The following is a 26552-nucleotide window of genomic DNA, read 5'->3' as shown; positions in this document are numbered from 1 at the left end:
GCGCAGGCCCTCATATAGGCCAAACGGCCCGTCGAATTTTCGGCGAGCCGTTTGGCATATATTCCGGAAAAGTAATCAATTCCCGGAATTCTCGACCGTGGGGTCCCCCAAAAATCTCCCCTAACACCCGCCGAGCGAGATGCGCGCTGGAGGGTTGGGACTAGACTCCACGATCAGGTTTCTTGTATTCCGCTCATTGCACCTGCACGGTGCGTTTCGAGCGGGAATTTCGAGTTACCGAATAGGCGATTCCGACGCTATTCAGAGGGCCGCCCAAGACTCGGGCGGCGGCTGGCACCACCTGCTCGCGAATCTCTCGAGTCACGGTGGGAAGATCGGCTCGCTCGTGAACGGTGACGTCCAGTACGAGCTCGGCGTTGGTTCGCTCGCCCTTAAGCCCCGCTTTGGCGTCCGTAACATTCGTGAGCGTTTGAACGTGTTCCGCGATGGCAGAAGCAATCACCTTAGAATCCACCAAGGTCACGCCGTACCGGGGGTCCCGCTGAAAGCGGAAGGTCGAGGCCCCTGCGCTCCGGGGTGCTTGGCGAATGAACCACCATAGCGCCACGATGATCAACAGGATGCCGACGGCGATGGTCGCCGCGGCGAGCCACCCAGCCTCCAGGAGCCCACCGGCTCCTTGCAGCGGCGTGCCGTCAGGAGCCCACGTGCTACCGGCCGAGGAGAACACCCCGCCCGCCACGAGGCCCCATCCGACTCCCGCGATGAGGAGGATGCATCCGATGATGGTGAGCCAGGTTCGGTTAAAAGCACCTGCGGTTTTTTTCATGACACGTCCTTGCTCTGCGCGGCGACCCGCACCTTGGGGAAGGTTTCGAGCTCGGCCGAGGCCAAACGATTCTCGACGGCCTGTTGCACCTGACCCACTAATGCTTCGGTGGAACGCAACGGCGTCGTGATCTGCACCGTGACCTTTTTGGGCGTGGCGGTGGACTTAACTCCGGCGACGCCGTCCACCTGGGCGGCCGCAGCCGAGGCGAGGGTCGCGAGGCCACGGTTATCAACCACGGCGTCGATGGGACCACGGGCACCAGAGGTGGGTTCCGACTGACGGCCCAGCATGGCGGCGTTGAACCCGCCAGGGATGATGGCGCAGAGCAACAGGATCACGCCCAAGACGGCGGAAACTATCGCCACACCCCACCCCCAGCTGGAGTTCCATGCCGCCGAAGAAGCGGAGTTGGCCGCGTCGGTCAGTTGGGGCCACCACTGGCCAGTGGAGAGCTTCTGGATACCCGCGATGGTCAGCAGTATTCCGACCGCAAGGATCACGAGCGCAACCACAATTGACGGGGTGGCGCGCAAGGGGCGCCGTCGCAGTGATTTCACAGCAGAACCCTTTCGCTTTGATGATGCTGAGGCACGAGGTACTTAACTCGAATATCCACCTGTCGCACCTCGACGCCGGCTAGGCGGGACACGGTGCGCACGAGGGCCTCACGGACCTGCTCGGTCGTCTCCTCCAACGGGAGGGGATATTCAATGCCGAGTTCGACGCTGAGCACAGCGATCGACCCCGTGAGTTCCACCTTGACGTTGGGGCGAGAATCGAGATCGGCGTGGCCACCCATGCCGAGGAACCCTCCCCCTCGACCACCGACGCTCGAGAATTCTGAAGCGCACTGCGCCGCGATCTTCTCGACCACGCGGTCGGCCACGACGAGGCGACCTCGCTCCCCCTCCGATTCACGTGACCCGGAAACCCCGGAGGGAGAAGTGCCCTGCTCTGGCGCACTGGTAGACATGGTCACCTCCTGTCAGAACCGCGGCCCATCAAGGAGCGCAGGTCCAGCCGTCCTTCCAGGATCAGGCCGACGGCGCCACCGATCACGGCAAAGACGACGGCGGTGAGGAATGCGAGGAATCCTCCGAAGAACGCGATGGCGCCCAACGCCAGACCGACGATGAGTCCTAAGTGACTCGGTTTCATGCTGTGTCCCTTCCCAGAGAAAAATTTGAGGGGTGGGGCCGGCACAGTGCGCCGGCCCCTACTCAATTACTGAAGCTCGCGGTCGTTCGACTCTTCGTTCTGGTTGTCGTCGTTGGGCAGGTGGACGTCGGTGACGTCGATGTTGACCTCGATGACGTCCAGGCCGGTGGCCTGCTCAACCGTGCGGATCACGTTGCGGCGGATGCTGTTCGCGATCTCGACGACGGACGTGCCGTATTCGATGACGATGCTGAGATCAACGGCCGCCTGCTTTTCTCCCTTTTCCACGGAGACGCCGCCGGCGACGTTGGTCTGCGATCCCGGGATGCGCTCCGAGAGCGAGTCGAAGGCGCGGCGTGCGGCGTTGCCCATGGAGTAAACGCCGGGAACCTCGCGGGCGGCAATGCCGGCGAGCTTCTGGACGACGGTGTCGTTGATGGTCGTATTGCCCTTGCTGGTCTGCAGGGGGCTTACCGATTCGCCAACGCTGCTGTTCTGCGGTGCCTTGTTTTCATGTGCCATGATGATGACTCCCTTGATCTGGTCGAAACGGGCTTGTACCTATACTGACGAGGCTGCGAACCATTCGTCACGACTTTTCTTAAAGAATTTTTTTGGGTGCCATTAGGGGCTTCAATCTGCGAGGATGGTGGGCATCATGGCCTTTTGGGGCGACCAGAGGCAAGGAGGCGCATCCATGAATTCCGACGATGAGTTCACCCCGGAGTACATCGCCACCTTGGTCTTGCGTGCTCAGGACGGAGATCTCGACTCTTTCGCACGGCTCGTGGATCGCTATCAGGCGCCCCTTCTTCGACTTTCCTACCGGATGCTCGGCAATCGCGCCGACGCGGAGGACGTCGCCCAGGAGTCGCTGGTGAAGGCATGGACCACGTTGGAACACCTCGCGATCCCGGAAGCGTTTCCGACGTGGCTCTATCGGCAGGCCGTGAATCGTTGCAAGGACATATTGCGGTCACCAAAGCGCTCCGCGACTGTCCCGATCGATGAGACGAATCAAGACCACCCCTCGATGACCGATACTCGACCCGCGAATGACCCTCAGCGTGTGACGGAGGTGCATTCGAGCATGGACGAGCTGTCACGACTCCTGCTGACCTTGCCCGATGACCAACGGGCATGTTGGGTCCTACGGGAATACATGGGCCTTTCCTATGCGGAAATCTCAGAAACGCTCGCGACCCCGGTTGCCACGGTGCGCGGTCGACTCTCCCGAGCACGCGCGCGTCTGGCCCAGGACATGAAGGAATGGCGATGAATAACGACGAACCTTTGGAATGCGGGCGAACCGTCGAATCTGTCATGGACACCAAGGACTCCGTGCCGGATGAGCACCAACGCGCTTGCCCGCATTGCTCCGATCTGCGCGACCGGCTTCAGCAGCTCGATCGCATGACCGATGCAGCCCAGCGGGAAGACCGCTCCCTCACGATGACTTCCCAAGCCCGGGAGCGAGTGTTGAACTTCGCTCGCTCAACCCTGCGCCGCGGCGCGGACATCCCGGTGCATCGCGACGACGACGCCACCGTATCCTTCAGTCAACTGGTGATCTCCCGTACCGCCCGTGAAATCGTCGATGCCCACCCGGGGCTCATGGCCCGACGTTGCACCGTGACCGGCTCCGAAGACCCCGCTGACGGGCTGCAACCGCTCACGCTGCGCATCGGCCTGACCGTTTCGCCCACTTTCCATTTCCAGGATCTCGACGACGTCGTCCGCCCCGCGATCAGGGACATCATGTCGAGCAAGCTGGGGGCGCACGTCGCCGACATCGAATTTTCTGTGGAGGATGTGCTCAATGACTAGCCAACGTTCATCTCGGTCAGGCTCCCCATCCGAGTCAGCGGCTTCCGGCAAGGGCACTGGAACTGCGGCCGTTTCCGGCACGGTCATTTCGACCGATCGACCGGAAGGGCTACTCGAGGTTCTCGCACGGTCCATCGACGCCGTTCCGGGCGTCACCCGTCGTGAAGCCGGTATCGGGGATTTCCTACGCACGCTCTGGAAGCGCCAACCGACCACCGAAGCGGATGAAACTCACGGACTCTCTTTGAATCAGGAGGGTTCGACGGCGACGCTCACGGCAGCCGTCTGGGTCGCCGAGGACTCTGGAGTCACGGCCCTCAGCATCGCCCAGGCCGTGGCGACCCGGGTGAATGAGGTCATTACGGCGCACGGCCTGACGCCGGGGACTCACAGTATTTCCGTGCGCGAGATCGAGCGGGTCTAGCTGTACTGGCCGGGATGATCATTCGTTTCCCGGATGACACCAAATCCCTGAATGCGGTTTACACCTTGCATTTGTCTCCCATCGGTTTTACCCAAAGGCTTCTGAGGGAGAAGACAGGAGTCCGTCACAGGGAGGGTTTCGAGTCTGTTATTTCAAGGGTTTCGTAAACGCCCTGATCCACGCCGAGACAAAGGCTTGCTCGACTTGCCCTTGGGAGAGGCCGATCAAAAGGGCCGCCGCCTTGTCTTCGATTTCAGGGTAGACCGCAACGCCCATGTAACTGGCCTATGGCTTATCCACAGCGCTGAGAAGAAAGTTCTCATCGCGTATTGGCACGGATGTGATCCTCTCGTGAATTTTCACAATGTCGTCACGAGTGAGGTAGACCCAGGAGGTCACCGGGATTCAAGGAGCCGATTCACTCCGGCGAGCCGCTCTTGAGATTCATCAATCAGAGCACTCAATTGAGCAGGAGTAAGAGTGGCGTGTTCCGACCCCTCCGGCATCTGAACTGCCATGTCGCGCTCCTTTCGTTGAGTCCGAGCCTACGAGAAAACCTGAGTTCAGGGTAGCGGCTCACAAGCCCGCGAAAAGCACCACGGCCCGGGCAAATACGACGGCTCATCCTTCGATATTCCGTCACGGGAGTGACCGATACATGAAGAAACCCCAGGGCGGCCAAACGTAGCCAAAAGAGACCCTGGGGCCCGAACCGGCAGCGAACCTTCGTACCTTTTGGGATCTGCTCGGCAGCATCCAGTCCGTTTCTCCGTGTTGATCTTACAGCTTGCTCTGTAGACACCCCTGACCGCGCGTCCTGAGCAACTGAGCCATCGCGGTGCGCCCCAACAAGGGACCAGCGAAAGGGCTTTTATGGTTGCTCGGCACTCAGCCAGCTCGCCCTCAACTGCGAGGAGTCGCAATAATCGCTGTGTCGGAATGGCGCTTCGACATGGTTCCAACACGATTTCTGACCTCGGAACATACATCGCGTTGTCAGCAAGACATCAAATCCGAATGATCTTGCCGAGGTTGAACAACGAGTCACCGGCAATCAATCCTGCACCAACCAGCCCGACCTCTCGTTCACCTTCTTCACCGCGCCAAGTCGTCCAAAGCTTTCGCGCAAGCAATCCAATGAGGACCAGTCAGCGTTTGGCGAGGCCACCAACAAGCCCGTTGCGAACAAGACGCCCAGTTGCCGCTGAGGGCCGCCCACGAGCCGAATGATCGCCCCTGGTATGGCCCACAGGGCCATTGTCTTGCCAATAGACGGGTCACTGACGCCAGCTCTGATGGTGTCAGCGAAGACTTGGGAGGTCGGCGGAATGCCGCCACCGTTCAACTAGTGGTCCCACGAAATTGCGACGATGCCGATGGCGACAACGATTGCTACCACGGACGCTTGCAGCTGTTGTTTGCGTCCGTCCATTTCGAATGCAGTGTAGGGACGATGTTCTCTCCGCAGGATCCATCCGGCCTTGTAGTCATAACCCATGTCAGCAGACGAAAGGATTTCTGGAACAGAGAGGAATGGGCCGACACGCTCATTTCCGGTGTTCTGGAATCCGATCGCCGCTCATCAAACGATTTGGTCGAATCCTAGGAGGTTAGTCTCGTGGACACTTCCCTAACGCAGTTTCTTAACCGTTCAAAACGGTTTACTCCTGCGGAAATAAATGAGCCTTGGAGATCACCCTCGTGATTTATATGCTCACCTTTCGCGAGGTTTAGCGCGTGGTCGCGTGCCCTACAACCTCAGCTTCAATTATCCAACACAACCCCTTCGAGTGGCGTGCGGAGCTTATTCCCATGCCATAATAACTAATGTGCACCATTTAGCTAGCCGTTACAAACATTCCAGACTGCCTGCAGGGTACGCTAAAACACGCTTTAGCGATGGATTCCAGCATAAATGTTACCCGTTGAAACATCTTCCTCGAGCGATTCGAGGGACCTTCCACGTGTTTCTGGAACCTGTGTCCTGACAAAAACAAGGGCAATAACCCCAACCGCAGCAAAAAGAAGAAATGTTCCTGTAATTCCGGCACCGGAAATCAACGTAGGAAAAAAGAGGGATAGAAAGCCATCCGAACCCCATCCCACGAACGCAGCTATACCTATTCCAAGTCCACGCATATGCAAAGGGAATATTTCTGCGAGCCACACCCACACCGCAATATTTAGACAACTCTGCATTGATAGCAAAAATGCTGCGACCAGTATAAGAATTACATATGGTCGAATGGAACTCCCTGCGGGAAAGACTTGGGCAGATACCGCAATAAGACAGTGGCACAATGTAGTCAGCGTCAGGCCGATAGTGAAGGTTTTTCTTCGATTGACGCGATCCATATTGTATAACGCAATAATTCCTCCGATAACTGATACAGCCCCAAAGGCAACATTAGCGACGATGGCCTGTTTATCATCCATACCAGATTCTTCGAGCACGCGGGTACCGTAGTACATGATCGAGTTTATTCCGGAGAGCCGCTGGATCATGTTCACACCAATTCCGACAAGAATTATCCTCAATAGCCATTTGTTGCCAAGGATGGCCCAAATGCCCATTCTGCCGGAGGCCTTTTCTTCGCGAGTGACGATTTTTAGCTGTTGGACTTCGGCCTCGGCTCGTTGTGGAGGTCGGATACTCTTGAGGATCGCCAAGGCATCATCGTGGCGATTTTTCTCGACCAGCCAACGCGGGGATTCTGGCATACGCAACATGCCAATAAACAATGCCACGGCCGGAACGGCACATACAGCGAACATGTACCGCCATATTCCTTCAACGTGACCGAATGTTGTCGCGAGAAATGCATTGACACTGAAAGCGGCCAGCTGTCCAATAACAATGGCCAGCTCGTTCCGTCCGGTTATCGATCCGCGTATTTCATATGGCGCTAATTCTGCGAGAAAAACAGGTACGACAGTCGATGCTCCGCCGACTGCTAGTCCAAGGGCGATTCGCCCAGATACCAGCATGGTGAATCCCACGGGTGAGAAAGTTCCCAGCTCGGGGCCGGCCGGCGAGAAAACGACTAGTACCACGCCTATAAAGAACATGGCCGAGAGTATGAGAATGCTGGTCCTTCGGCCTATCGCGTCTGATATACGCCCGATCAGAAGTGCGCCGAATGCGGCAGCAAAAACCAGGGAGCTAATGACAACTCCCAACTGGATTAGAGAGAGTCCTAATTCTTTGGCCATGGGGCCCTCTGCTCCGTTTGCAACACCGGTGTCATATCCAAATAGAAGCCCCCCAAGACAAGCAACAATGGAAATGACCCCCAGGCGTTTGCCGTAAGAGCCCTTGTTCATAACAGGAAGGGCGGTGGTGGAGGTTGTTTCAGGATTCGTATTCACGGTTGAACTCCTTAGTCAAAAGCGACGGACGCCGAAGCAACACAGGAACCACAGATCCTCGGATGCCTTTGTCACGGAGTCCACACCAAATTAGGGAGGGAAGTTTAGGGGCCCGAGAAGGGTCAGTGTTTCTCAGGTACGCTCCGGAGAAAGGCAAGGTCTGCGCCTTCGGAAGCTTGGACAACTTGAGTTGCATAGAGACGCCGCCACCCCCGGGCGGGAGGTTCGGGAAAACTGACGGTTTCCCTGCGTCGCTCTAGCTCGTCCTCGCTCACTAAAAGGTCAACCTTCCGTGCAGGAACATCGAGTCGTACCCTGTCTCCATTGCGGGCTAGAGCCAGAGGCCCGCCCAGAGCTGCTTCCGGGCTGGCGTGAAGAACGATGGTGCCATATGCAGTCCCCGACATACGCCCATCCGAGATTCTGACCATATCCTTGACTCCCTGGCGAGCCAGATACTTGGGGATGGGAATGGATCCGGCTTCTGGCATCCCCGCCCCCACAGGTCCGATGTTGCGCATAATCAGTATGTGGTTGGGAGTCAGGCCCAAGGATTCATCGTCAAGTGTTTCTTCAACTTCTTCTAACGAATCGAAAACATGCACCGGCCCTTCATGGATCATCAGCTCAGGGTCCGCCGCAGCCGCTTTAATCACTGCTCCTTCGGGAGCAAGGGACCCTCGGAGCGTGACGAGACCGCCGGGATTTTGCAACGGATCATCAAAGGTACGGATGGTCTCTTGCCATTCTTGTGGCCCTTCATTCGACCGGATCTGCTGCCCTATCGTCTTGCCTGTAACAGTGGTGGCATCTAGCTCCAGGACATCTTCCAGCGTTTTCAAAAGCGCTGGAACACCGCCGTCTCGGTGCATATCCGGCAAGTAATTCTTACCTGCAGGTTTGCAGTTGACGAGAACCGGGATCTTCTGAGAGATGTCGTGGAAGTCATCAAGATCGATTGCCAGTCCTAGGCGACGAGCGATTGCCGTGAGGTGGATGATGGCATTAGTGGATCCTGCGATGGCTGAAAGTACCATAATCGCGTTCTTGAAGGCGGATTCAGTCATAATCTCCGATGGCCTGCGCCCGGACAGGGCGAGTTCGACCGCTTGCCTGCCGGTGGCTGCGGAGATCCGCAACCGATCCGAGGAAACTGATGGAGCTGTACCAGAAAACGGCAAGGACATCCCCAAAGCTTCGACTAGACACCCCATGGTGGAGGCAGTGCCCATCACCATGCAAGTGCCGGCCGACGGCGCCAGTTGGGTGTTGATCTCGCTAATTTCCTTCTCGTTCAACCGGTCGCCACGGAACTCAGTCCACATTCTGCGACAATCTGTACAAGCACCAAGCCGCTCGCCCCGGTAATTGCCCACTGTCATCGGACCGACTACTAGTTGGATCGCCGGGATATCAGCCGATGCCGCCGCCATCAGTTCTGCTGGAACTGTTTTATCGCAACCTCCGAGAAGGACTACAGCGTCCATGGGCTGGGAGGTCAGTTGTTCCTCCAACTCCATGGCCATCAGGTTCCTGAACAGCATGGTCGTAGGATTGGTTAGGATCTCTCCGAGAGACATCACAGGGAAAACGAAGGGGATCCCTCCAGCCTCCAAGATGCCTCGTTTCACGGCCTCTATCATCTGGGGCATTTCTCGGTGGCAGGTCGTGAAATCCGACGTAGTGTTCACTATTCCAATAACGGGTCGGTCGATGTCTGTCTCGTCGAGCCCCGCTGAATTCAAAAACGCACGTCGAATAAACTTGCTGAACTCTACATCCCCGTAATTGGTCAGACGCCCGTATACGCCCTCGGTTTTTGCTTTGCCCTCAGAACTCGACTCAGAATTCATCATCTTCTCCTTACAGGCCGAGGAAAGTTGCTTTAGCAACGGTGTAATCTAGGACGCCTTCGCTACCGCCTTCACGGCCATAGCCTGACTGCTTTACACCACCGAATGGCGCCTCAGCCGAAGCTACGATCATCGAGTTGATGCCGACCATACCGGCCTCGATTCCCTCTGAAGCCCGAACGGCCGTACTCAAATCCTTCGTCCATACGTAGCTAGCTAGCCCGAAGTCCGTGGCATTAGCGAGTTCGAGCGCCTGCTCCATCGTGCTGAAAGTCGTAATCGGTGCCACTGGTGCAAAGGGCTCGTCGACCATGATTTTGCTTTTGCCGTTGACACCGGTGAGAACAGTCGGCTCGAAGAAAAATCCTTTTTGGAAGCGAGAGTCCCTGCCCCCACCTACTGCGATCGTGGCACCGTGAGCGACCGCGTCGTCCACCAGCTCTTGAGCTTCTTCAACTCGTTTGAGATTAGTCAACGGGCCTACTTGGGTCCTTGGATCAGTACCGTCTCCGATATTCAATGCATGAGTGGCAGCGACGAATGCTTTGGTGAACTCTTCGGCGATGCTCTCATGGACTATGAAACGGCTCGGTGAGGCGCAGACCTGACCAGCGTTACGGAATTTTGTGGCAACGCAAGTTTCTGCGGCCTGAGATATATCGGCGTCCGAGAAGACGAGAACCGGAGCATGGCCACCAAGTTCCATCGAAACATCGGTGATGCTATCCGCTGCAAGGTGCAGAAGGGTCTGCCCTACGGGCACTGACCCTGTCAGTGAGATCTTTCGAATTTCGCCGGAAGCGACCATCCTCTTGCTGATGTTGGAAGCGCTACCGGTCAAAGCTGAAACAACTCCTTCCGGAATGCCCGCCTGACGAGCAGCTTCGACGATCAGAAGCGTGGAGTAGGGAGCTTCACCGGGAGGCCTGACTATGACCGAGCAGCCTGCAGCCAGAGCAGGTGCCATCTTCCGTGAGGGCAAGAGCGCAGGAAAATTCCATGCCGCGAAGGCTGCCACAACGCCAACAGGTTCTCGTGTCACTAACAGGCGACTATCCGTGGAATGTCCGTCAACCGTTCGACCATAAATGCGACGAGCCTCATCTGCGTACCAGTCAAACTGGTCGGCTGCGGCATTCCACTCACCTTCGGATTCACTAAGCGGTTTCCCTTGTTCAGCAGTCATCAGGCGAGCAGCTTCGGGAGTCCATTCACGAAGGATCTGGGCGATACGGCGGATCTTGGAGGACCTTGTCCAGGCATCAGTGTTCCGCCAAGTTTTGAGGCCGTCTTTCGCGCCAGCAACTGCTAGGTCCACGTCTTCAGGAGTGGCCTGAGCGATGGTTCCAAGGATCTCTTCGGTTGCAGGATTGATGACCTTGCTGGTGGCTCCATCTGACGACGGCCGCCACGCTCCATTGATGTGAAGTTGTCCGGGGATGATATTGGGGAATTCAGTCATTGTTCAGACCTCCAGTTGATGACGAAGATTTTCTGTGTCTCCCACCCAAGGACCGACATTCCATCGGCCAAAGGAGCCAAGCCCACCTAGTTCGTTGGGACCGAAATAGATGGGAAGATGGATAAGAGACAGGCCGTTGTATTCATAGGCTTTGGTCAGAGCAGCACTAAGTTCTTCTGTTGTGTATCCGCCGTGTAGCCCTTGGACTCCCTTAATTGATCGTGCCCAAGCTTGATAGTCGACCTCGACTTGGTCATTAGTGGCATAGTCAATGCCGAATTGATCAAGTTGCAGAGATGAGATGGCCCCTTGACGACGGTTATCAAACAACACAACGACCCCACGGGCCCCATGCTGAATACCGTCGATGAGTACTTGAGGGTTCATGGAGAAGCTTCCATCACCTGTCATTCCGAGGGCGAAGAATTCTCCTCCCGCGATGCCGCTGGAAAGGACCGAGCTCGCGGCAAAGCCCATGTAGCTTGCTCCGGTTTCGGTAATCGTCTTACCAACAGCATTGTCTTCTGCCACCTGGAAACCGTTCGCCTGGACATCACCGGCGTCGTAAAATAGGACAGCGTCTTCGTGCTGATTGGCCCAATCAACAACAGTTTTTAACGCTGCTGGTTGGGTCAGGACCTCACGACCCCATACCTCGTCTTTGATGACAGGGTTCTCGAACCTTTGATGTTTGAATGTTTCCCACTTCTCCCAGGCCTCAAGGGCTTCCACTGCCCACTGACTGTCGAGATCGTGTTCTTTGGCTCCTCGAGTTTTCAGCGCCTTGATTAGGCCTTGGAGGGTCAGCTTGGCATCGCCCCACAGCGGGATCGCGTGGTTGTAATGGACCGCGTCATGGGGATCCGCGTTGACGTTGATGACGCGTTGGACACGGGGGTAGCCGGTACGAGACATGTCCGATTGGCATACTCCCCGGCTTCCGATAGCTAGTAGAACATCAGCATTTTCCATCGCGAAGTTTCCGCTGATGGACCCTTTGGTCCCACCGACTGTGAGATTTCTCGGATGCGAGTATGGGATCGTCCCGGATGCTATCGGAGAAGTTATGGCGAAGCCGTCCACCAGAGGAAGGATCTCCTCGATCTCGTCTCCTGCGCCGCGGGCGCCCCCACCAACACGTACGACGACCTTTTCTGCTGCCATGAGGATTTTGGCAGCCTCATCGTACTGACCATTGTCTGCAGCAGCACCAAGGCTTGCAGGAGGCACCGTCGGTAGTGCCCCGAGATTCATCTTGACTTTTTGGGGCTGGGTGTTGATAGGCAGCAACAGGTAAAAAGGCCTCGCATGATGGGGGTCATCTACGGTGTTCAGTCCCTGTCGAAGCGCTTCGGGAAGAGCCCAGGGCGTATGCATGGTGTATGCAGGCCCCATGGAAGAGGTCAGTTTGAGGAATTTTTCCTGGCCTTCCCCCGGGATCTGCTGCATGTTGGGGCCTTCGGCTTCGGTGGTTTCATCAGCGTATATATGCCACACCCCGACCCCGTCGCTGCTGGCGGCCAAGCTTCCCGCCATAGCCTGCAAGCCCCCAGGGCCTATGGATGTAAAGACAGCGGATTTTGTTCCGGTTGTCCATCGCAATGACGTGGCAGCGTGTGCTGCCTCAACCTCGTTGCGGACGGGATAGGTTTTCAACGCCCCGACTTCCTCATACACCCGCATGACTTCGCCCAGGTCGGTAGACCCGTGGCCAAAGATTCCGATGAAGGTGCGGACGTTCTGCAGGAGTAGTCCGATGATGACAGCCTCGGACAAGGTCAGATTGACGTGTTTGGGAAGAGTCCTGTTTTCAAGTGCTGCCTGCACCGAACCTGCGTCTACGATTGCTTGGGCACGGCTGCGCCGCTCTTCGATGATCGAGGAGGTAGTCGCTGCAGTGGGAGTCTCATTCATAAGAAACCTCGAGTGGTCATAGCGGTTTACTGAGTTTTGACATGAAGTGTGCATGCGGATGTCTGGGACGATCAGTCCGTCTGCGTGTAGAAATCGGGCTTTTCGGGTAAGTTGACCGGTTCGATCTTTCCGGAACGTTGAGCCCGGACTCCTGTTTCAACGACAACCGTGGCAGCGTATCCATCCCACGCACTCGGTCCGGTAATCCGATTGGCATGGATTCCGTCGACCCATGCTTGAATCTCGTCGTTGTAGGCATCAAGAAAGCGCCCACGAAAGTCCGGTGGCACGCAGTGGGATACTGAGCGCTTCTGGCGGTATGTAACTCCGTCCGGCCGACCGAACTCCAAAGTCCCCTTCTCCAATGTGATCTCACCCGACACCTCGTACCCGTATGAGCAGTCAAGGTTGGCCTCAACGACGATGATTCCCTGAGAAACCATCCGGATTACCAGAAGCTGCGGTCCTGGAAGTCCTGCAGCTGCAAATCGGTTGTTCCTCGGTTTCAGAACCTCTACAGATGCCACCTCTTCGTCAAAAAGCCAACGGGCGGTATCAAATTCGTGGACCGAGGATTCTGGGATGAGGTCTTCCTCGGCAAAGCGAGGAGGGGCAACTTCGAGTCGGTGGACAAAGCGTCCGACCAGGGCGTCTCCGAGCTCACCCCCACAGATAGCGCTCTTAACCTCTTTGTACTGCCGGTCAAACCGACGCATGAAACCCACCTGGATTAGACGTTTACCAAGTTCAGTCTCAGCATCGACGATCTTCTTTGCGGAGATAGCATCCTCCGTCAACGGTTTCTCGCAAAGAATCGGAACTCCGGCGTTTAGGGCTTCCATGACGATCGGATAGTGAGTGCTCCCTGGCGTCGCGATGAGGACTCCGTCGACATCGCCTCGGTCCAATGCTTCGGTGAGGGAACCCGCAACTTTGGCCCCAGGAGCGAGTTTTGCCGCCTCTTCAGCCCGGATCGGGTCTGCATCGACTACGGCCACCACTCGAGCCCCGGCGATAGACTCCGGGATTCTCCGTAGATGATCTGCCCCCATTACCCCGGTGCCCACGACAGCGATGCCGATTTCTGGCCTATTTTCTGAAGCCATCTAATTCATACCTTGCCTTGCGTGCGGTCATCTGGCGGTGCCATGCACCACGTGGAGCAACTCCACGCAGAATCCTGATCGCAGAGTTTGCGACGGGCATCCACCATTCATGTGCCGTGCGACACATGTAACGATATGGAGACTGTACAACACTGTTGTTCCATACACAACGCCCCCTCCGAGTTGGGAGATTTGCGCCCCACCAAAGGGAAAGGGACTCCCAACGCAGGTCCTCAGTCGTCAGCGGGGCACCGGAAACTGGCACTTTGGGCGCCTGACTGGCGCACATCTCATGTGAACTTCAAGAGATAGACAACTTCGTTGACTTTGAGACAACACTGCACATAGCGTGTAGCTGTGAGTAATGCGAAACCTCGTAGCGGATCATTAGAAACAGGACTGGACCTTTTGGAAGCGCTCTCGCTGAGCGACTCGGGCCTCGGTGTCAGTGGGCTTGCGGCCCAGCTCGAGATCGACAAGGGTAATGCCCACAGAATCTTGAAGACATTGATTCACCGCGGATATGTGCAACAAGACCACGACACCAAGCGGTACAGAGCCTCGGCGAAATTGGTATCTATAACCGGTGCGGCGCTACGCCGTCTCGACGTTAGATTAGCCTCCGAAGAAGTATGCGAATTGCTGGTCGGGCTTACGGGAGAATCAGTCCATGTTTCCCAGGTAACCACTCAGGGTCCGGTCTACATTTTGCAACGCAAGGCTTCGTTCCGTGTCTCGGTTGATACAGAAATTGGTAGTCGACCACCGATGCATGCCACCTCGACTGGAAAAGCTATCTTGGCGCATTTACCGGAGGAAGACAGAAGGCAGTGGCTTACGCACCCGTTAGAAAAATTCACTATTCGGACCCTTACGTCGCTGGAGGACCTCAATCGCGATTTGGTGGCCACAGTAGAACGTGGCTACGCGGTCGATGATGAGGAGTACAACTCAGGCGTCAGATGCGTGGCCTCGCCGGTATTTGGCGTGGACGGCACCGTGGCGGGAAGTCTAGGCGTCTCCGGGCCAATTCACCGCATGGATATCTCTCGAGTCGAAGCAATTGCCGACCAGGTTATCGCTGCCAGTCGCGCAGTCACAGAACGCTTAGGTGGACCAATTGAGCGCCACCCAGCATCTTCGGTCACCTTGGCACTCGGAGAACAAGCAGACTAAAACAACCAACAACAGGAGCGTTGACTTGAAGACAAGTTTCCACACAGGACTGTTCAGCGGAGAGCCAGTTCTAACAGCCATCAAGCGAATCCAAGATGCAGGTTTCGAAAAGGCAGAGCTAAATGCAGAGACATTGCCGTGGGCAGAGCCTCACATCACACCAGAAACTACATTAGAGGAAATCAACAAGATCGCTGCGACTGATGCAGTAAGTTCCATTGCGGCACACAGAGAGGGACTGGCTAACCCTGATCCTGCCCGGCGGTCCGAAGCTATCGATTGGACAATTGACCTTGCCCAGAAGTCGGTTGACCTGGGTGCGCCCCTCATACATGTGATTGCCGGCGATGCGCGAGAAGACTCAGGGCTAGGGACCGGTGGTGTAGCTGGCGAAACCAATGCTTTCATCGAGTCTTTGAAGCAGGTAGTGGACCAGTGCTCAAGTCTAGGTGTGGCCGTTGGTCTAGAGCCGATTGTCGGGCAACTAATTTCCTCCACTGACGAAACTTTGAAGATCCTAAATGCTGTTCCCAACTTGGGCGTGAGCTTTGACCCCTCCCACCTGGAAGTAACCACACATGATGTTACTTCCGCAGCCCGAAACCTGGGGGACCGGACTCTGATTGCTGCCCTCAAGGACGGTGAGGGAAACCCAGATCGATTCACGTTCCCGCCGCTGGGTGCAGGAAACATCGATTTTCCTGCCATGGTGAAAGCGTTGAGGCAATGTGGATTCGATGGTTACCTTGTCGTTGAGCACGAGGCCCATGTTTTCGGCGACGAACGGAGTATCGACGAGATTCTTGCCCAGAGCTACTCCTTTATCCAGAACGTTCTCCAGTCTGTGAAATAGCGCTACTGACAAATCGTCACGGCAACGCACACAGAGAGCTCAAATACCAACTGTTGAACGTTCGCCTCGACTAGTCTGGGACGGCCCTGCCGGAATTTGATCTAGCTCAGTACGCTCGAGATCCAAAGCACTCGTGCGTATGCCTTCGCCCTGCATGAGCTGCCCCTTGATCGGACGCCCGAGGTAGGGGTGGCTGTAATGAAAGGTATTAACCAGGACGTTGCCCAATCGCCCGGAAGTCACCGGGCTGCCACACGGTGTACGGGAAGTGGCCATGATACTTGTGTAGCCAATTAGGTAGCGCGCCATAAGGCCGGCCCGCGGGCCGCGCAAAGCGAAGGGGCCGTCACCGACTCGTCGGCGACGGCCCCTTCGCGTTACCGCAGCAAAGACCTAGCGCAGTTCGCCGGTCACCGTCTCGAGCGTCTCGAGAAGAGCCCCGGAGGACACCAGCTCCACCACCGTTTCGATCTCCGGCGAGAGGAATCGATCAGGCCCGGGCCCCTCGACTCCGGCCTCGCGGATTGCGGCGATCACTGCGGATGTGGCCGGGGCGGCGTCGTGCTCGCGCAGGTCGATACCGCGGGCGGCTGTGAGAATCTCGATCGCGAGCACCCGGTTGAGCCCGTCGATGGCCTTCCGGAGCTTGCGAGCCGCGGACCAGCCCATCGACACGTGATCTTCTTGCATCGCCGAGGACGGAATCGAGTCCACCGAAGCCGGGTTGGCCAGGCGTTTGAGTTCGGAGACGATAGCCGCCTGCGTGTACTGAGCGATCATGTGGCCGGAATCGACGCCGGCGTCGTCGGCCAGGAAAGGCGGCAGGCCTCGGTTGCGAGCGACATCCAAGAACCGGTCCGTGCGGCGCTCCGAGATGGAAGCGGTATCGGCAACCGCGATGGCCAAGAAGTCCAGCACGTACGCGACGGGGGCGCCATGGAAATTGCCGTTGGACTCGACCCTGCCATCCAAGGTCACGACGGGATTGTCCACCGCCGCGGCGAGCTCACGCCCGGCGACCATGCGTGCGTGTTCGATGGTGTCTCGAGCGGCACCGGCAACCTGCGGGGAACACCGCAATGAGTAGGCGTCTTGGACGTACGTGCAGTCGTCACCCTTGTGGCTGAAAACGATTCCGGAATCCGTCAGAATCGACGTCATGTTCGCGGCCGCGGCTGCCTGGCCAGGGTGCGGGCGCAAGGCTTGAAGATCGGCCTGGAAGACGCGATCGGTCCCGAGCTGGCCCTCAACCGACATGGCGGCGGCCAAGTCGGCGAGTCGCATCAAGCGGTCGAGGTCGTTCAGGGCGAGCACGAGCTGACCGAGCATGCCGTCGGTTCCGTTGATGAGCGCCAGGCCTTCCTTCTCCGCGAGGACCACGGGTTCCAGGCCGGCCGCCGAGAGTGCCTCGGCCGACGTCGTCAATTCGCCATCGCGAGTACGAACAGGGCCTTCACCAATTATCGCGAGCGCGCAGTGAGCCAACGGCGCGAGGTCTCCGGAACATCCGAGCGAACCGTATTCGTGCACGACCGGGGTGATCCCTGCACTGAGCATGTCCGCATAGGCCCGGGCCACCTCGGGGCGCACCCCGGTTCGACCCGTGGCGAGAGTAGAGAGCCGCAACAACATCAAGGCGCGAATGACTTCACGTTCGACCTCGGGACCGGAACCCGCCGCGTGGGAGCGAATCAGGCCGCGTTGCAGCTGACGGCGCATCTCCTGCGGAATGTGACGGCTCGCGAGCGCGCCAAATCCAGTCGAGACGCCGTAGACCGGGCGGTCGAAGTTCGCGAGCTCGGTGATGCGTTCGCTGGACTCCTGTATTGCTTGCAAGGCTTCATCGGAGAGTCGGACCGTGGCATCGTGGCGCGCGACGTCGACGACGTCTTGGAAGCTCACGGCACCCACACCGACGACGACCTCGGGCCGCTGGTCGGATTCATGTTGGGTCGATTGATTCATGAGGTTGCTCCTAGCTCTGAGTTCTGCGATGCGGTCGCAATACGGTGGACCAGGCGCGCGGCGGTGCGCGCGGTCCGTCCGTCGATGTCGTACGTGGGGTTGAGTTCGGCGACGTCGCAGGCCGCGAGTTTTCCGCTCGAGGCCGCGAGGTCGCAGGCCAGTTGAATATTTTCCAGGGGGACGCCGTAGGCCGCGGGGGCGCTGACACCGGGCGCGGTCGACGCGGGGAGACCGTCAAGGTCGATGGTTAGGTAAAGGAGGTCGACGTCGTCGAGAACCCCGGCCACAAACTCTCGAACTCGCTCACGGTCGGCAACGGAACAGTGCTCATCCAGCAGATACCGGACGCCGTACTTCTCTGCCGTGTCGAACAAGATCTGTGTATTACTCGGCTGGCTGATGCCCAACACCGAATACTGGAAGTCTCCGCCGCCCGCCTCTTCGGTCTCGAGCATCTGACGGAAAGGCGTTCCCGAACTGGGGACTGGGTCCGGTCGAAGATCAAAGTGTGCATCGAGGTTCAAGACCCCGAGCCTCTTGCCCTGGCGACGGGCAGACGCGGCCACTCCTTGATACGTCCCGAAGGCGATTTCGTGACCGCCTCCCAGAATGATGGGGAGACGTTGCGCATCGATGACGCGACGTACTGCCTCGCCCAATCGTTTCTGACCCGCTTCGAGCTGATCGTCAGTGACGGCAACGGTTCCCGCGTCCCAAGCGCGGATGTCCGCGTCTTGATCGGCGAGAGCTAATCCACCGAGCGCACCACGGAGTGCCTGCGGACCGGCCGCGGCACCCCGCCGGCCCTTATTCCTCTCGACTCCCTCGTCGCTCGAGAAACCCAGGTAGACCACGCCACCCGGAGCTTCCCGTTCGGCCTGCGCGGTGTATGGGGAAACCACTTGGTGCCACCTGCGGTGTTCGCGGCCGTCGCCGTCGATGCGACCGGTCCATTCCGCGGCCGATTGGTCCACTGTGAGAGCACTACGATCCATCGAATTCGTCATGACGTCACCTCCGAAGCCTGATATGCGAGACGCCCCCGCTGCCACACCGTGGACACCAGCGGCACACCGGGCCGATACGCGAGGTGCAGGTGGTTGGGTGCGTCTAATGCCACGAGATCGGCCCTCGTGCCGGGGCGAAGGGATCCGACGTCGTTCCGTCGAAGAGCCCGTGCCCCACCGGCGGTTGCCGCCCAGACCGCCTCGTCCGCCGTCATGTGCAGATCTCTCACGGCAATCGCGATGCAGAACGGCAGACTGGTGGTGTAGCTGGTTCCCGGATTGCAGTCGGCACCGAGCGCGACGGTCACCCCGGCGTCCAGGAGGCCGCGTGCATTGGGATATTCATTGCGGGTCGAGAAATCGGCCCCAGGGAGGAGCGTCGCGACGGTGTCGCTCGAGGCGAGCGCTTCGATGTCGGCATCATTGATGTGGACGACGTGGTCCACCGACGCTGCACCAAGTTCGACCGCGAGCTGCACGCCCGGCCCCTGATGGAGCTGGTTCCCGTGCACTCGGGGGGTTAAACCGTGGTCGATACCGGCTTGGAGCACCTTGCGGGATTGCGACTCGTCAAAGGCACCTTGTTCACAGAAGACGTCGATCCACGTCGCCTTCTCGGCGCATCGGGGAATGATCTCCTCGACAGCCACCCGAACGTAGGCGTCGGTGTCCCCTTCATATTCCGGGGGCACCACGTGGGCGGCGAGGAGCGTCACCTCATCCGCCAGCGAGCCCGCCACCTCGAGGCTACGCAGCTCGGACTCCACGGACTGGCCGTATCCGGACTTGCACTCCACGGTGGTGGTCCCAGAACGCAAGGACTCGTTGACGAGGCGCTGCATGTTGGCACGCAGGTGTTCCTCGCTGGCCTCGCGGGTGTGCTTCACGGTCCCACGAATCCCACCGGCGGTGTACTTCTGCCCAGCCATTCGAGCAGCAAATTCTTCCGAACGGTCGCCCGAAAAGACCATGTGGGAGTGCGATTCCACGAAGCCCGGCAGAACGGCGCGTCCCCCAAGGTCTCGAGCCGTATCCGCCGCCGGAGCTTGCGAACGCGGCCCGACCCAAGCGACCGTCTCGCCGTCGAGAACCACGGCGGCGTCTTCTATCAATCCGAGCTTGCCGTGACCCGCCTCGGGATCGTTGGTGACCAGCTCGGAGATTCCCGTCAACAGGGTTGAACTCATGCGTCTCCTTCAGCCATGGGGATGCGCACGCCGCGTTCCTTGGCGACGTCCGAAGCGTGTTCATAACCGGCGTCGACGTGGCGAATCACGCCCATGCCGGGGTCGTTGGTCAGCACGCGCTCGAGCTTCTGCGCGGCGAGATCCGTGCCGTCGGCAATACAAACCTGCCCGGCGTGGATCGAACGGCCCATTCCGACACCGCCACCGTGGTGAATCGACACCCAGGAAGCCCCCGATGACGTGTTGACCAGGGCATTCAAGAGTGGCCAGTCGGCGATGGCGTCCGAACCGTCCTTCATGGATTCGGTCTCTCGGTACGGCGAGGCCACGGACCCGGAGTCGAGGTGGTCACGACCGATGGCGATCGGCGCCGAAAGCTCACCGTTGGCCACCATCTCGTTGAACTTCAGACCGGCACGGTGACGTTCGCCGTACCCCAGCCAGCAGATACGTGCCGGCAGGCCCTCATAGGCGACCTTTTCTTCGGCCATAGTGATCCACCGGCGCAGGTGCTCGTTCTCCGGGAAGAGCTCCAGGAGTGCTCGGTCGGTGGCCTCGATGTCCTTGGGGTCCCCCGACAGAGCCGCCCAACGGAACGGCCCCAGGCCTTCCTCGAACAACGGGCGAATATATGCCGGGACGAAGCCCGGGAATTCGAATGCGCGCTCGTAACCGGCTTGACGCGCCTCATCGCGGATCGAGTTGCCGTAGTCGAAGACCTCGGCCCCACGGTCCTGGAATTCCACCATGGCCTGGACCTGCGCGGCCATGGACTCGCGGGACTTCTTGGTGAACAGCTGAGGATCGCGCTCAGCTTCCTGAGTCATCTCGGCGAAGGGGATTTCGATGGGCAGATACGCGAGGGGGTCGTGCGCCGAGGTTTGGTCGGTGACGATGTCGATAGGTGCCTCACGCTTGAGGAGCTCGGGGAAGATGATGGCGGCGTTGCCCTCGAGACCGATGGAGAGCGGCTTCTTAGCGTCGCGGGCCTCCAACGCGAGTTCCAGGGCATGATCAAGGTTGTTGGCCTTGACATCGAGGTAACGGTGCTTGATGCGGCGGTCGATGCGAGACTCATCGCAATCGACGCAGATGGCCACACCCTCGTTCATGGTGACGGCAAGCGGCTGAGCACCACCCATGCCGCCGAGACCTGCCGTCAGAGTGATGGTTCCGGCGAGGGTTCCGCCGAAGCGCTTGCTGGCGACGGCGCCGAATGTTTCAAAGGTTCCCTGCAGAATGCCCTGCGTGCCAATGTAAATCCAGGAACCGGCCGTCATCTGGCCATACATCATCAGGCCCTCAGCCTCGAGCTTGCGGAAGTCCTCCCAATTCGCCCAGTCGCCCACGAGGTTGGAGTTGGCGATCAAGACGCGCGGCGCCCATTCATTGGTGCGGAAAACGCCCACGGGCTTACCCGACTGAACCAACATGGTCTCGTCCGACTTGAGCGTCTTCAGAGTACGCACGATGGCGTCGTAGGCTTCCCAGCTACGGGCAGCGCGGCCGGTTCCGCCGTAGACCACGAGGGAGTCGGGGTGCTCGGCTACCTCTGGGTCAAGGTTGTTCATGAGCATGCGCAAGGCTCCCTCTTGCTGCCACCCGAGGGTGGTGAGCTCGGGGCCACGCGGGGCCGAAACAGGACGGGGCTGATGGTTGGGGGATGAAACGTCGTACATCGGGCAACTCTCCTAGATGTGGTGACACAAGAGCCAAGCCTCTTCGCTCGACCCCGTGGGATTCGTAGACTCGTGGAGTGACCCACGACCACACAAATGCAGTGTGAATCACAAAATGACCTTTGTCGTATAGTCCTGTATATACAACCAGTTGTCAAGAGCGAAAGGGGCCCTGTGGATATCGAAGCGTTCACGCACGCCTACCAAAATGTGGCCACCCACAGCGACCCCGCATACCGCCGAATCATGCGGGTCCTGCAGGAGGGCATCCACGATGGCACGTGCTCACCGGGCGAGCCCGTCCCTTCCGAAAATGAGCTCGTCGATGCGCTCGGGCTCTCCCGCATGACCATCAACCGCGCCTACCGGGAACTCAGCTCCCTGGGGATGCTCAAACGGGTTCGCGGCGTCGGCACATTCATCGCCGACGCCAAGACACCGACCTCACTCGTGGAAATCCGCAATATCGCCGACGAAATCCACGAACGCGGCCACGCACACCGCACCGAAGTTCTGTTCCAGCGCGCCGAGGTTGTGGAGGACGACGCCGAATGGCTCGAAGCTGACGGCCTCTCCGGGACGGTTTACCACTCGCTGGTCGTCCACTACGACAACGGAGTTCCGCTTCAGCTCGAGGACCGCTACGTGGCGCCCGACGCCGCCCCCGACTATCTCAGCCAAGACTTCACCGTAACCACGCCCAATGACTATCTAACCCAAGTCGCGCCGCTGACTCGCGGCCGCCACGAGGTCGAGGCGGTGCTCGGCAACGAGGCCGAATGCGAGCTTCTCGGCATCGACGTCGCGGAGCCGTGCCTCATGGTGCGACGTCGCACCTGGTCACGAGACGGTTTGGTCAGTCTCGCCCGCCTGATTCAAGGCTCTTCACAGATGAGGGTGTAGCTGTGGTGCGACCTGGGGCGGCGCGTCGGTGTCGGGGTGAGGGTCGAGGTCTTCCGATGATGGGAGTTCTCACACAACCCGTCCGGAAGACCTCGACGTGCCTGACGCTACCTTCACGCGCCCTGACCTGACTACCTTCACCCGCCTCGACGGCCTCGGTCTGGAGGTCACCGGCCAGCTGCTCGAGCCTGACCGGTCCGTGCTGGCGTGCCGGGTCGTGGAGCCGGACGACTGGTGCAGGCGGTGCGGCTGCCAGGGCGTGCCCCGTGACACGGTGAGCAGGGAGTTGGCGCACGAGCCGTTCGGGTGGCGCCCTACCACGCTGGTGCTCACCGTGCGCCGCTACCGCTGCAAGGAGTGCTCGCACGTGTGGCGTCAGGACACCACCGCTGCGGCGCCGCCGCGGGCCAAGATCTCCCGCGCCGGCCTGCGGTGGGGTCTGGTCGGGATCGTCGTCGGCCACCTGTCGATGGCCCGAGTTGCCGAAGGACTGGGCGTGGCGTGGAACACCGCCAACGACGCGGTCCTGGCTGAGGGCCGGCGTCTGCTCATCGAGGACCCGACCCGCCTGGACGGTGTCAAGGTCGTCGGGGTCGATGAGCACGTGTGGCGGCACACCCGGCGCGGTGACAAGTACGTCACCGTGATCATCGACCTCACCCCGGTCCGGGACGGCACCGGGCCCTCACGCCTGCTGGACGTGGTCGAAGGTCGGTCGAAGAAGGCGTTCAAGGACTGGCTGGCCGAGCGGGACCAGGCTTGGCGCGATGGGATCGAGGTCGTGGCCATGGATGGGTTCGCGGGCTTCAAGACCGCCACCACCGAGGAGCTGCCGGACGCCGTCACGGTTATGGATCCCTTCCACGTCATCCGGTTGGCCGGGGACGCTCTCGATGAGTGCCGCCGCCGAGTCCAGCAGGAACTGCACGGACACCGCGGACGCAAGGGCGACCCGCTCTACACCGCGCGGCGGACCCTGCACACCGGGGCTGACCTGCTCACCGACCGCCAGCACGAGCGCCTTGACAAGCTCTTCGCTGGGGACCGGCACGTGCAAGTCGAGTGCACCTGGGGGATCTACCAGCGCATGATCTCCGCCTACCGTCACCCCGACCGGGCAGCCGGCCGCGTCGAGATGAGCTCCGTGATCGACGCCCTCGCCGACAGTGTGCCTGAGGCGTTGGTAGAACTGCGCAAGCTCGGCCGCACCCTGACCAGACGCGCCTGCGACGTCCTGGCCTACTTCGACCGGCCGCGCACGAGCAACGGACCTACCGAAGCCGTGAACGGTCGCCTCGAGCACCTGCGTGGCCTGGCCCTCGGCTTCCGCAACCTCACCAACTACATCGCCCGCGCACTCCTCGAAGCCGGCGGATTCAGACCACACCTACACCCCGAATTGTGAAGAGCCTGATTCAACCGGGTTCGCGGGGCCGTCTGGAAGGCGAATTCGGGCAAGTAGACACCCACGAACGAGCGGCCTCCACCACCTGAACCGACCGGTGCACTCACCGGATATGGACAGGCATTGCTGGATCGATCAGCGGCTCCGAAGATCCTGCCCGGGGTCACTTTCGGTCTCGGAGGGGTTGTCTTCGGACGAATCTTCCAGAATTTCTCGGATAGTTTCGAGATATTCCTTCGGATCCTCTCCGTCGAGGATGGCAACCCGTGCGGCTTCTCGAGAGGACCCGAATTCGTGACGGCCCGCCTCAGCCATGTAATTCATGGTGGCCTGGCCATTTCGGAACATGATCCTCGCCTTGAGGAGGACGGCGACGGCCGTCCCCAGCACTAAGAAACCCACGACGATCAGCGCGATCACAATCCACGAGGCCCCAGCGAACAGTGCCAATGGCACACAGATGACCAACGAGGGAATCAGCCATGCCAGAATTCCCCAGACCAACCACGACCAGCTCCGATTCATCGTCGGCACCTGCGGCTGAGGAACGACCGGGAGGCGTTCCATGCTTTCGCCTCGCTCGAGTCGGGCGGCGTCCTCAACACTGATGTCGTGGGACCACTTCTGAGCTTCTTCAAGGGGTTTGGCGTTCAATGCCATGAAAAACATGGAAACGATGTTGTCTGAATCCACATCGTTGAAGAACTTCTCCTCGGCGCTGGACCTGTGAGGCGCTCCCTCCACGGAGGGCTTCTGGATCGGTTTAGGTTGATCAGTCATTGGCCTGCACCTGATTGCCCTCGGCGGGGCGTGCCAACCCGGAGACCGACACCCCGTTGAATTGTTCCACGAAATTCTCCGGGCCGACCTCGTCTTCGAGGAGCGGACGCATGGCCCAGTTCCCGTAATCGAGACGGTATTTCACCTGACGCATCAGGCGCGTGAAATCGTAAATGGTGGCGCTCATCGACAGTTTGTCGCCCCGAACGCTCTTAGCAGTCAGGGTGATGCCATTTCCCGACTGTCCCAATTTGAACACATCGATCTCGTGATACGCCATGCGACGTTCTTGGCCCCAGACACTGCGCCAGCGAACCTCCATGTCGTCGAATTCCATGTAGAAATTCCGGTACCACGCAATGAACATGATTCCGAAGAGCAGGCAGATGATGCCGAAGATTCCCATCCCCAGGAGGGGCGGCTCTGACATCAACAAACCCAAGAGGCCAAAGAGGACCGAAATGCCGCCCACGACCGCAAAAACCCAACCGACGATCGGAATAATCCGCAGCATTCGCTGCCTCTTCACCGGAATAGGCTGATTGTCGTGAGCCCGTCCGGCCGCCACGTATTCGGGCGACCCAGGATAAGCCTGGGGACCGCTATTTCCGGCGCTGAAACCGTAAGGTTGCGGGGCGATTGACCGATCGGCCTGCTTATTCTTGCGTTGACCGAACCACGAAGCGATGGAGGTGACGACAACCATCACGATCATCGCTACACCGACGGAAATTATGGTGTGCATTGGCATAGTGGCTCCGGGGTTCGCGCGAGGTGGTTGACGACGCGAGTATATTCCAAAACCCCGAGCTGACGGGCGGAAACTCCATTATTTCGAGGCCGTGCCTCGGAAGGAAATTCATTGCCTCGGAGCGCGAAGGAGTGGCGGTCAGCGAATGCGGCCCTCTCAGCTCAAGACACGTCCCGTAGGTAGGCCGATTGCCCCTACGCATCGTCCCGAACCCGCGGATCCGACAGGTCAGTGGGCTTGAGCGTCACCAACCGGGACAGGAAGTCTTCCGGTCCAGCATCACCCGGACCCAAGGGACGGTCGGCCCATTTGCCGTGGTCCAACCTGTACTGAAGCTGACGCAACAGGGTCGAGGCATCGTAAATCGACAAATAGACCTTCACCTCTTGACCGTTGATGCCCGCAAGATAAATAGACACATGTCGATTCGATTCCGACGTTTCACACCGAAAATGCTCGATCTCCCGGTACAGCATGCGGTGCTCACCTCCGGTGATTCCGTGCCACCGCATTTCGTGAGCGTTAAATTCCTTATAGACATTCCTGAACCAGATCATGAAGAAGGCACCGGCTGCGAGCACCGGCAGGCCCAGTATGATGGCCGCTCCGCCCCCGGGCCCAAGAAGGCTGGTGACCACGATGTAGACGCCAAAGCCAAGCCAGGCCCATCCAGCCAAAAGAACGAGGGCCGTCGTTCGCTGTCGCTTGACCGGCGTCCCAGCAACCGTCGGGCCGCCATCTCCACCCGCCCGGTTCTTACGCATGGTGTTCCGCAGGGAAAGTCCCGCGACAACGACCGTCAGCACCGTTATCGCGACACCAATACCAAAGGATGAGAAATGCATAGAACGAGGCTTCCGGTAGTGGTGCGTAATTCGTCATTGACGACGGACAACGCGATTATGGCACGCCACCCTCGTTCCTCGGCGTCATTTCCCGC

At 59.2% G+C, this 26552-nt stretch carries 26 protein-coding genes; 7 read left to right on the top strand and 19 right to left on the bottom strand.

Annotated features, from left to right (window positions below):
* Positions 1 to 193 precede the first annotated feature (193 nt).
* The 5 genes from B9Y51_RS01105 to B9Y51_RS01085 all read right to left on the bottom strand — a co-directional run bounded on the left by B9Y51_RS01105 (position 194) and on the right by B9Y51_RS01085 (position 2473).
* Positions 194 to 790 (bottom strand): Asp23/Gls24 family envelope stress response protein, encoded by a 597-nt coding sequence (locus B9Y51_RS01105; RefSeq protein WP_085528500.1) that lies wholly within the window; start codon positions 788 to 790, stop codon positions 194 to 196.
* Complete coding sequence (locus B9Y51_RS01100; RefSeq protein WP_085528499.1) at positions 787 to 1350, bottom strand: DUF6286 domain-containing protein; 564 nt, start codon at positions 1348 to 1350, stop codon at positions 787 to 789. The genes B9Y51_RS01105 and B9Y51_RS01100 overlap by 4 nt, the downstream gene beginning before the upstream one ends.
* Complete coding sequence (locus B9Y51_RS01095; protein ID WP_082156830.1) at positions 1347 to 1766, bottom strand: Asp23/Gls24 family envelope stress response protein; 420 nt, start codon at positions 1764 to 1766, stop codon at positions 1347 to 1349. The genes B9Y51_RS01100 and B9Y51_RS01095 overlap by 4 nt, the downstream gene beginning before the upstream one ends.
* A gap of 2 nt (positions 1767 to 1768) precedes the next feature.
* Entirely contained in the window at positions 1769 to 1951 is a 183-nt protein-coding gene (locus B9Y51_RS01090; protein WP_048682307.1) for a hypothetical protein, read from the bottom strand.
* Between the two features lie 66 nt (positions 1952 to 2017).
* Positions 2018 to 2473 carry an Asp23/Gls24 family envelope stress response protein gene (locus tag B9Y51_RS01085; RefSeq protein ID WP_048682309.1) on the bottom strand — a complete coding sequence of 152 codons (456 nt, stop codon included), beginning with the start codon at positions 2471 to 2473 and terminating at the stop codon, positions 2018 to 2020.
* 175 nt (positions 2474 to 2648) lie between these two features.
* Between B9Y51_RS01085 and B9Y51_RS01080 the strand changes: the two genes are divergently transcribed.
* The 3 genes from B9Y51_RS01080 to B9Y51_RS01070 are packed head-to-tail and all read left to right on the top strand — an operon-like array spanning position 2649 to position 4202.
* On the top strand, positions 2649 to 3230 hold the full coding sequence (locus B9Y51_RS01080; protein WP_048682312.1) for an RNA polymerase sigma factor: 582 nt from the start codon (positions 2649 to 2651) through the stop codon (positions 3228 to 3230).
* Complete coding sequence (locus B9Y51_RS01075) at positions 3227 to 3778, top strand: hypothetical protein (RefSeq protein WP_048682315.1); 552 nt, start codon at positions 3227 to 3229, stop codon at positions 3776 to 3778. The genes B9Y51_RS01080 and B9Y51_RS01075 overlap by 4 nt, the downstream gene beginning before the upstream one ends.
* Positions 3771 to 4202, top strand: a complete 432-nt coding sequence (locus B9Y51_RS01070; protein WP_085528498.1) for a hypothetical protein — start codon at positions 3771 to 3773, stop codon at positions 4200 to 4202. The genes B9Y51_RS01075 and B9Y51_RS01070 overlap by 8 nt, the downstream gene beginning before the upstream one ends.
* Before the next feature lie 395 nt (positions 4203 to 4597).
* Here the strand turns inward: B9Y51_RS01070 and B9Y51_RS11380 are convergent, their stop codons facing one another.
* The 7 genes from B9Y51_RS11380 to B9Y51_RS01040 form a co-directional block, all read right to left on the bottom strand.
* Positions 4598 to 4720: a hypothetical protein gene (locus B9Y51_RS11380; RefSeq protein ID WP_281252038.1), complete on the bottom strand. Its 123-nt coding sequence runs from the start codon at positions 4718 to 4720 to the stop codon at positions 4598 to 4600.
* Between the two features lie 827 nt (positions 4721 to 5547).
* Positions 5548 to 5700 (bottom strand): hypothetical protein, encoded by a 153-nt coding sequence (locus B9Y51_RS11135; RefSeq protein ID WP_158088224.1) that lies wholly within the window; start codon positions 5698 to 5700, stop codon positions 5548 to 5550.
* Between the two features lie 395 nt (positions 5701 to 6095).
* A complete protein-coding gene (locus tag B9Y51_RS01060; RefSeq protein WP_218189193.1) occupies positions 6096 to 7526 on the bottom strand; it encodes a sugar porter family MFS transporter in 1431 nt (476 codons plus the stop codon).
* Between the two features lie 167 nt (positions 7527 to 7693).
* Complete coding sequence (locus tag B9Y51_RS01055; protein WP_245826010.1) at positions 7694 to 9463, bottom strand: dihydroxy-acid dehydratase; 1770 nt, start codon at positions 9461 to 9463, stop codon at positions 7694 to 7696.
* On the bottom strand, positions 9435 to 10886 hold the full coding sequence (locus B9Y51_RS01050; RefSeq protein ID WP_085528494.1) for an NAD-dependent succinate-semialdehyde dehydrogenase: 1452 nt from the start codon (positions 10884 to 10886) through the stop codon (positions 9435 to 9437). The genes B9Y51_RS01055 and B9Y51_RS01050 overlap by 29 nt, the downstream gene beginning before the upstream one ends.
* Before the next feature lie 3 nt (positions 10887 to 10889).
* Positions 10890 to 12800 carry a thiamine pyrophosphate-dependent enzyme gene (locus B9Y51_RS01045; protein WP_085528493.1) on the bottom strand — a complete coding sequence of 637 codons (1911 nt, stop codon included), beginning with the start codon at positions 12798 to 12800 and terminating at the stop codon, positions 10890 to 10892.
* A 71-nt stretch (positions 12801 to 12871) separates the two neighbouring features.
* Positions 12872 to 13906 (bottom strand): Gfo/Idh/MocA family protein, encoded by a 1035-nt coding sequence (locus B9Y51_RS01040; protein ID WP_085528492.1) that lies wholly within the window; start codon positions 13904 to 13906, stop codon positions 12872 to 12874.
* A gap of 357 nt (positions 13907 to 14263) precedes the next feature.
* On the opposite strand from B9Y51_RS01040, the gene B9Y51_RS01035 reads away from it, so the two are divergent.
* Both B9Y51_RS01035 and B9Y51_RS01030 read left to right on the top strand, forming a co-directional pair.
* Complete coding sequence (locus tag B9Y51_RS01035; protein ID WP_085528491.1) at positions 14264 to 15082, top strand: IclR family transcriptional regulator; 819 nt, start codon at positions 14264 to 14266, stop codon at positions 15080 to 15082.
* A 25-nt stretch (positions 15083 to 15107) separates the two neighbouring features.
* Positions 15108 to 15935 (top strand): sugar phosphate isomerase/epimerase family protein, encoded by an 828-nt coding sequence (locus B9Y51_RS01030; RefSeq protein WP_158088223.1) that lies wholly within the window; start codon positions 15108 to 15110, stop codon positions 15933 to 15935.
* A 393-nt stretch (positions 15936 to 16328) separates the two neighbouring features.
* Here B9Y51_RS01030 and hutH read toward each other — a convergent pair whose 3' ends face one another.
* The 4 genes from hutH to hutU are packed head-to-tail and all read right to left on the bottom strand — an operon-like array spanning position 16329 to position 21773.
* Entirely contained in the window at positions 16329 to 17900 is a 1572-nt protein-coding gene (gene hutH / locus B9Y51_RS01025; protein WP_048682333.1) for a histidine ammonia-lyase, read from the bottom strand.
* A complete protein-coding gene (hutG, locus tag B9Y51_RS01020) occupies positions 17897 to 18895 on the bottom strand; it encodes a formimidoylglutamase (protein ID WP_218189192.1) in 999 nt (332 codons plus the stop codon). Before hutG ends, hutH begins: the two co-directional genes overlap by 4 nt.
* Positions 18896 to 18903: 8 nt before the next feature.
* Positions 18904 to 20094, bottom strand: coding sequence for an imidazolonepropionase (gene hutI / locus B9Y51_RS01015; protein ID WP_048682343.1), 1191 nt, complete (start codon positions 20092 to 20094; stop codon positions 18904 to 18906).
* On the bottom strand, positions 20091 to 21773 hold the full coding sequence (hutU, locus tag B9Y51_RS01010; protein ID WP_085528488.1) for a urocanate hydratase: 1683 nt from the start codon (positions 21771 to 21773) through the stop codon (positions 20091 to 20093). Before hutU ends, hutI begins: the two co-directional genes overlap by 4 nt.
* Positions 21774 to 21947: 174 nt before the next feature.
* Here hutU and hutC point away from each other — a divergent pair, with 174 nt between their 5' ends.
* Together hutC and B9Y51_RS01000 are read left to right on the top strand one after the other, a co-directional pair.
* Positions 21948 to 22676, top strand: a complete 729-nt coding sequence (gene hutC / locus B9Y51_RS01005) for a histidine utilization transcriptional repressor HutC (RefSeq protein ID WP_245826009.1) — start codon at positions 21948 to 21950, stop codon at positions 22674 to 22676.
* Positions 22677 to 22773: 97 nt separating this feature from the next.
* On the top strand, positions 22774 to 24081 hold the full coding sequence (locus tag B9Y51_RS01000; protein WP_048680651.1) for an ISL3 family transposase: 1308 nt from the start codon (positions 22774 to 22776) through the stop codon (positions 24079 to 24081).
* 135 nt (positions 24082 to 24216) lie between these two features.
* Here the strand turns inward: B9Y51_RS01000 and B9Y51_RS00995 are convergent, their stop codons facing one another.
* From B9Y51_RS00995 to B9Y51_RS00985, 3 genes are all read right to left on the bottom strand, one after another.
* Positions 24217 to 24861: a hypothetical protein gene (locus B9Y51_RS00995; protein WP_085528486.1), complete on the bottom strand. Its 645-nt coding sequence runs from the start codon at positions 24859 to 24861 to the stop codon at positions 24217 to 24219.
* Positions 24854 to 25606, bottom strand: coding sequence for an adenosylcobinamide-GDP ribazoletransferase (locus tag B9Y51_RS00990; RefSeq protein WP_085528485.1), 753 nt, complete (start codon positions 25604 to 25606; stop codon positions 24854 to 24856). Before B9Y51_RS00990 ends, B9Y51_RS00995 begins: the two co-directional genes overlap by 8 nt.
* 200 nt (positions 25607 to 25806) lie before the next feature.
* Positions 25807 to 26457 carry a hypothetical protein gene (locus tag B9Y51_RS00985; protein WP_085528484.1) on the bottom strand — a complete coding sequence of 217 codons (651 nt, stop codon included), beginning with the start codon at positions 26455 to 26457 and terminating at the stop codon, positions 25807 to 25809.
* Between the last annotated feature and the right edge of the window lie 95 nt (positions 26458 to 26552).

The organism is Kocuria massiliensis, from assembly GCF_900169715.1.
GTDB lineage: Bacteria > Actinomycetota > Actinomycetes > Actinomycetales > Micrococcaceae > Rothia > Rothia massiliensis.
The sequence above is the reverse complement of the archived record's forward strand: the minus strand, read 5'-3'. Positions and strand labels throughout refer to the sequence as shown.